At 72.9% G+C, this 6,640-nt stretch carries 4 protein-coding genes; all 4 read right to left on the reverse strand.

The window, feature by feature from the left end; all coding sequences use genetic code 11:
* The coding region (locus LV75_RS34645) for a CHAT domain-containing protein (protein ID WP_253891774.1) at positions 1-2,252 on the reverse strand (2,252 nt) is incomplete at its 3' end.
* Positions 2,253-2,341: 89 nt separating this feature from the next.
* Positions 2,342-4,066: a S8 family peptidase gene (locus LV75_RS34650; RefSeq protein WP_253891775.1), complete on the reverse strand. Its 1,725-nt coding sequence runs from the start codon at positions 4,064-4,066 to the stop codon at positions 2,342-2,344.
* Positions 4,067-4,583: 517 nt separating this feature from the next.
* On the reverse strand, positions 4,584-5,672 hold the full coding sequence (gene mnmA / locus LV75_RS34655; RefSeq protein WP_253891776.1) for a tRNA 2-thiouridine(34) synthase MnmA: 1,089 nt from the start codon (positions 5,670-5,672) through the stop codon (positions 4,584-4,586).
* A gap of 3 nt (positions 5,673-5,675) precedes the next feature.
* A partial coding sequence (locus tag LV75_RS34660) for a cysteine desulfurase family protein (protein WP_253891777.1) occupies positions 5,676-6,640 on the reverse strand: 965 nt, incomplete at its 5' end.

The following is a 6,640-nucleotide window of genomic DNA, read 5'->3' on the forward strand; positions in this document are numbered from 1 at the left end:
AACAGCGGGCCGTCGGCGAGTTCCAACCGGGAGAACAGGGCGTTCGTCGGCTCGTGCTCGCCGTGCGCGGCGATGTGGGCGAGCTCGGCGCCGTCTAGAGCCGCCAAGACCCCCGCGACGGTCGCGTGCTCCTTATCGAGGGCGATCGCGTCCGGGTAGACCGCGCGCAACGGTCCTTCTTCGGCGACGAGCCCGGTCAACATAGGACCACGCGCCAACACTGTGCGCCCCTTTGGCGCAGCCCCGGTAGCGGCGCTTAGCCAGGCTGTCGCCGATGGCGCTACCACCAACGGCCGCCCCCACAAGGACGGCAGACTCCCCCATGGCACCGCATAGAGGGCGCCGGTAGGGATGATCACCAGTTCGCTATCCCCTATGAGCGGCAGCAGCGGCAGGATCAACTGCTTGTCCAGCCCACCCGCACTCCGCGCCGCGGACCCCTTCACCACGTCGACGACCGGCGGCGGCAACGTGTCCGGTGCCAACACATCCAGGTCCGCGTGCAGCCGTGCGGCCAACTCGGCGGCGTCGACCGCGGACCCCAAGCGCACCATCCGCGCGGCAGACCCAACGACGACGACAGCGACCACCTCGTCCCCAGAGGTCGCGAACGACACAAGAGCCCGACCGGCCAACGCGGGCGCCACCTGCTCAAGAGTCGCAACCGGCCGCGGCTTACCCCAAGGGCTGGCGTACCACCCCTGCCGCTCGACCTCGCGCTCCAAGGCGGCGGTCTGCTTCTCCAGCTTGTCGGCGGACTTACCGGCCAAGCGGACGAGCTGCGCGGTCCTCTTGGCCAACCGCAACTCGGCGGCTTTCTCGGCGATGCGCTGGTCGGCGATGTCGGGCATCGGCTCGTACCGGTACACCTGCGCCCGGGTGCGCTCCAGCCAGCCGAACAGCCGCCGCGCGTCCGGCCGGGGACCCTCCAGCACCAGCCGGACGGCCAGCTCACCCAGGTGCCGACCGTGCACAGCGGTGCCGCACACCAGTTCCAGCCCACCCATCCGGTCGCGGGTGTGCCCGAGTTCGGACAGTCCCGCGCGCGCCTGCGCCAGCGCCGCCCGCACGTCGCGCTCGGCGACGGCCAACTCCGCCCGGCACAACCGCAGCAGCATCCGGTGGTCGACCGGGGTGGTGACCCGGGGCGCTGGCACCTGGTCGAGCAGCTTCGCCGCGGTGTCGAGGTTGGCCCGGCGGATCTCCAGCCGCACGGCCAGCATCAGCGCCAGGGCGGCCTCGTCCTCCAGGGCCAACCCGCGCAGCTGGTCGGCCAGCGCCACGGCCGCGGTGGGCAGCGCGGCGTCGACCCGGCGGCGGGACCCGTTGCCGTTCCCGCCCTCCAGCGCGTCGAGGGTGTCGGCGCGCAGGGCGGCCAGCGCGGCGACCGCGGCCCAGCGGACGTTGCCGCGCCGGGTGAACATCCGCTCCGAGCGCCGGGCGCGCCTGCGGGCCTGGGCGGTGTCGCCGTGCAGCAGGGCCGCGGCGGCGCGGGCGATCTCGGCCTCGGCGGCGTCCTGCCCGACGCGTTGGCGGCGCAACCGGGGCAGCGCGTCGTCGAGGTGGCGGGCGGCCTCGTCGACCAGGCCACCGGCCAGCAGCGCGCGGGCCTGGTCGAGCTGCACGACCGGCAGCATCCCGGGGGCGCGCGCGGCGCAGTCGCGGGAGGTCTCGGCGAAGTAGCGCAGCGCGGTCGGCACGTCACCGGTCATGTGCGCGACGTAGCCCCGGTTGTGCCGGGCCTTGATGGCGATGTCGTGCAGGCCGTAGCGCTCGCACAGCTCGATGCAGGCGATCTGGGCGAGGCTGCGGTTGAGGTACAGGCTCGCCAGCACGTACGGGTCGCCGACGCCGTCGGCCAGGCCCGCGCGCAGCAGTTCGGCCGCCTCCGAGAGCAGGCTCAGGGCCATCTCGATGTCGCCCGCCCGGATGTGCAGGAACCCGCGCTGCTCCAGGGAAAGCCCGGACAGCTCGGCGCGCAGCGGGCCCTCGGGCAGGCCCTCGAGCAGCGCGTCGGCGTCGGAGAGCCGGGCGATGCCCTGGGTGATGGTGGCGCCCTCGGTCTCGGCGTAGGCGAGGGTGACCAGTACCCGCACGCGCAGTTCGACGGCCTCGGGCGCGGTGGGGTCCTGCGCGGTGTCCAGCACGGCCAGGGCCTCACCGAGCAGTGCCCGCGCGCGGGCGAAGGTGTAGGCGTACACGGCTTTGCGACCGCGGCGGTAGAGCGCGCCTGCACGCCGGACAGCGGGCATGGCTTAAACCCTACGTGCCGCGTCCACCCGTGGTGGACGCGGCACGTGCGTCGGGTTCGACACAGCGGTGATCGGTCAGCCCGGGCGGCTCAGCTGCGCCAGCCGAGCTCGGCGAGATCGGCGTCGGCGAGGTCGCGGGCCTTGGTGGCGCGCTGCACGCGGTCCTCGGTGGTCACCGCGTCGGTCAGCTCGGTGAGCCGCTTGGCGATCATGCCCGCCACCACCGGGGCGGCGAAGGAAGTCCCGGCCCACACGGCGAACCCGCTGGTGAGGTCGTCTGGGTCGAGGGTGGCCCTCGGCAGCGGGCCGGGGCCGGTGGTGCTCAGGTCCGGGCCCTCGGCGCCCTGCCACAGCGGGACGGTGCTGACCACGGCGTTGCCCGGTGCCCAGCGGGTCACCCAGGCGCCCTCGTTGCTGAACGCGGCGACGGACTTGCCGGACGGGTTGAGCGCGCCGACCGCGATCAGCAGCGGGTTGCCGGTGTTGGAGCCGTCGGCGTTGAGCGCCATCGCGGCCGGGATGAACGGCCGGGTGGTGGCGTCGTTGCCCGCGGCGGCGACCACGACGACGCCGAGGTCGGTCAGCTTGCGCACCGCCTCGGCCAACTGCAGACCGGTGTTCTGGTCGGTCTGCTCCGGGTAGAAGCCCAGCGAGACGGACACCACGTCCACCAGGTCCTGCGGTCGGTTGTTCTCCAGCGCCGAAGACACCCGCTCGCGCAGCCACTCCAGCGCCAGCAGCACCGAGCCGTCGGTGGTGATGCCGTCGGTGTGCAGCACGCGCAGCGACAGCACCCGGGTGTCCGGGCAGTTCTGGAAGATCAGGCCGGTGACGAAGGTGCCGTGCCCGGAGTGCGAGTCGGTGATGCCCAGCAGCGGCTGCAGCACGTCGCGCTCGTCGTTGGGCGAGGCGAGCGAGGGCAGCGCGCCGCCGCTCTGGTCGGTCAGCGTGGTCTCCAGGTCGGCCAGCAGGCCCTGGAACTCCTCGGACACCTCGACGACCGGGTCGGGGGCGTCGGTGGTCAGCCACGGGTGCTGGCCGATGCCGGTGTCGAGCACCGCGACGACCGGGCGGCGACCGGGCACCAGGTCGGCGGGTGGGCGCCGGGTCGGCTTCGGCAGGAAGAGCCGGACCGCGTTGCGGGCACCGTTGCCCAGCGCGATCGCGCCGCCGCCGACGCCGTTGCCGAACGGGACACCGTTGCCGAAGGGAACCCCGTTGCCGAACGGCACGCCGTTGCCGAAGGGGACACCATTGCCGAAAGGCACGCCGTTGCCGAACGGGGCGCCGGAGCCGTAGGAGGCGCCGTGCACGCCGACCGAGGCGGCCAGCGCGATGTGCTCGAGCCCGATGCCCTTGGTGAGCTCGGGACCGCACACCCGGCGCAGGGTCGTCAAGACCGTCCACGGGTCCGGCGCGGCCTCGATGACCGCGTCGTCGCGCACGTGCAGCAGGACCGGGACGGCGAAGCCGGTGTCGAAGGAGTCCAGTGCCTTGCGCCAGCGCTCGGTGCGGGGCAGTTGGACGGACAGCTCGACGCCCAGTTTGGTCAGTGCCTTGTTGAACCGCGCGATCACCTTGGCGTCCCTGGCCACCGACAGCGGCATGAGCAGGGTGTTGGACCGGTAGGCGGTCGAGTCCGGGCGCCTGCCGCGCTCGCCGGGCACCGCTGTGGACGGGTTCAGGACCCGTGCCCGGTGCCGCACCAGGATGTCCGCGGTCAGTCCGATCACCTGCGGGAACCGCGCCAGGTCCGTCGGCACCGGATTGGTCGTGTCGTGCCCCTGCTCCCCGTTGGCGCTCACATCCGCCATCGAATACCCCACCCCGAAAGTTGTTGGTCACGGTCGGTGTCGTTGCCCCGCCGACCTGCTCATCGGTAGTAGAGCAGTATCGCGGTCACGAGATACATCGATTGACAAAGCCGCTGCGTAACGAGCATTTGGGATCAACTCTCCGCTGATGATCGGGTAACGATCCGTGAGCGGAATGGTCGGGGCGACCAAGAACGTCCACACGGTCAGCCCAGTGGCCCCTTGCCGGAATCCGGCGCGGCGTCCGAGGTTACGGACCCGAAGGTAGCGAACAGCAAGCGCGCCCGGCACGCAACGCCCCTATCGGGTAACGCATTTCCGCACGCAGCGGACAGTGCGCGGTCGTCCACTGTGTGTGGTCACATTGTTCGAACAGGTGATCGGTCCAGCCGGACCGGTCAGCCGAAATGATCTTGATCGTCGAAGAATCCACAGTGGACCGCGCGGCCGGAATGCGCCGGCGGCACAACCGGACCGGAATTCGCACCCGTGTTCGAATGGTGGGAAATGTGAAAGGCTAGCGGGTCCGGGAAATGGTGGCGCTGGCCAGCACGACATCGCCACCGGGATCGGGGCGGTAGAGGACAACGGCCTGTCCCGGGGCGACCCCGCGCACGCCCGCGAGCGGGCGGACCACCAGCTCACCGTCCACAACGGACGCCGTGGCGGTCGTGGTGCCGCCGTGCGCGCGGATCTGCGCGACACAGTCGACGGTGCCGGTCAGCGGGTCGCCGGAGGGCCACAGCGGGCTGGCGCCGACGATCTCGCGCACCGCGAGCCGGTCGGCCGGGCCGACCCGGACGGTGCCCTGGACCGGCTCGAGGGACAGCACGTAGCGCGGCCGCCCGTCCGGCGCGGGGGCGTCGATGCCCAAGCCGTGCCGCTGGCCGACGGTGAACCCGTGCACACCGGCGTGCACGCCGAGCACCGCGCCGGTCTCGTCGTCGACCAGGGTTCCCGGCCGGGCGCCGAGCTTGGCGGTGAGGAACGCTCGCGTGTCGCCGTCGGGGATGAAGCAGATGTCGTAGCTGTCGGGCTTCTCGGCCACGGCGAGGCCGCGCTCGGTCGCCTCGGCGCGCACCTCGGACTTGACCGAGTCGCCGAGCGGGAACAGCGCGTGCGCGAGCTGGCGCGGGGTCAGCGTGGCTAGCACGTAGGACTGGTCCTTGTCCAGGTCCGCGGCGCGGCGCAGCTCGGGGCGGCCGTCGACGGTGGCCAGCCGGGCGTAGTGGCCGGTGCAGACCGCGTCGAAGCCCAGCGCGATCGCCTTGTCCAGCAGCGCCTCGAACTTGATCCGCTCGTTGCACTTGAGGCACGGGTTGGGCGTGCGGCCCGCGGCGTACTCGGCGACGAAGTCCTCGACCACGTCCTCGGTGAACCGCTCGGCGAAGTCCCAGACGTAGAACGGGATGCCGAGCAGGTCGGCGACCCGGCGGGCGTCGTGGGCGTCCTCGACGGTGCAGCAGCCGCGCGAGCCGGTGCGCAGCGTGCCCGGCTTGGCCGAGAGCGCCAGGTGCACCCCGACCACGTCGTGCCCGGCCTCGACCGCGCGGGCGGCGGCCACCGCGGAGTCGACCCCGCCGCTCATCGCGGCCAGCACCCGCACGGTCTACACCTCCGCCGGGGACACGCCCCGGCGCAGACCGGCGAGCCCGGCGGTGCGGGCCCGCTCGACGACCGGCCCGATGGCCGCGGCGAGGGCGGCGACGTCGGCCGGGGTCGAGGTGTGGCCGAGGGAGAAGCGCAGCGAACCGCGCGCGGGCGCGGGCTCGACGCCCATCGCGAGCAGCACGTGCGAGGGCTGGGCCACCCCCGCGGTGCAGGCCGAGCCGGTGGAGCACTCGATGCCCCTGGCGTCGAGCAGCATGAGCAGGCTGTCGCCCTCGCAACCGGGGAAGCTGAAGTGCGCGTTGCCCGGGAGCCTGGACGGTCCACCATCCACTTCGGACTCCCCCGGGTCGCCGTTGAGCACCGCGGCCGGGACCACGGCGCGCACCAGGCCGACCAGGTCGTCGCGCAACGACGCCAACCGCTGCGCGCGCTGCGCACGCTGCTCGGTCGCGACCCGCACCGCGGTGGCCATCGCGACGATGGCCGGGACGTCGAGGGTGCCGGAGCGCACGTCGCGCTCCTGGCCGCCGCCGTGCGAGACCGGCGTGCACGCCACGTCGCGGCTGAGCAGCAGCGCGCCGACGCCGAACGGGCCGCCGACCTTGTGCCCGGACAGGGTCAGCGCGCTCGCGCCGCTGCGGCCGAAGTCGACCGGCAGCACGCCGACCGCCTGCACGGCGTCGGTGTGGAACGGGATGCCGTGCGCGGCGCAGGTGCTCGCCAGTTCGCGCACCGGGTTGACGGTGCCGACCTCGTTGTTGGCCCACATCACGCTGACCAGCGCGATGTCGTCGGGGTTCTCGGCGATGGCCGCGCGCAGGGTGTCCTCGTGCACCCGGCCGAAGTCGTCGACCTCCAGCAGGGTGACCTCGGCGCCGTCGTGCTCGGCCAGCCACAGCGCGGCGTCGAGCACGGCGTGGTGCTCCACGGCGGAGACCAGCACCCGGTTGCGCGCGGGGTCGG

Source organism: Actinokineospora diospyrosa (assembly GCF_024171925.1).
Taxonomy (GTDB): domain Bacteria; phylum Actinomycetota; class Actinomycetes; order Mycobacteriales; family Pseudonocardiaceae; genus Actinokineospora; species Actinokineospora diospyrosa.

Excerpts from the sequence above, each read along its gene's own strand:
- LV75_RS34650 (WP_253891775.1), bottom strand. The coding sequence starts at position 4,066 with ATGGCGGATGTGAGCGCCAACGGGGAGCAGGGGCACGACACGACCAAT.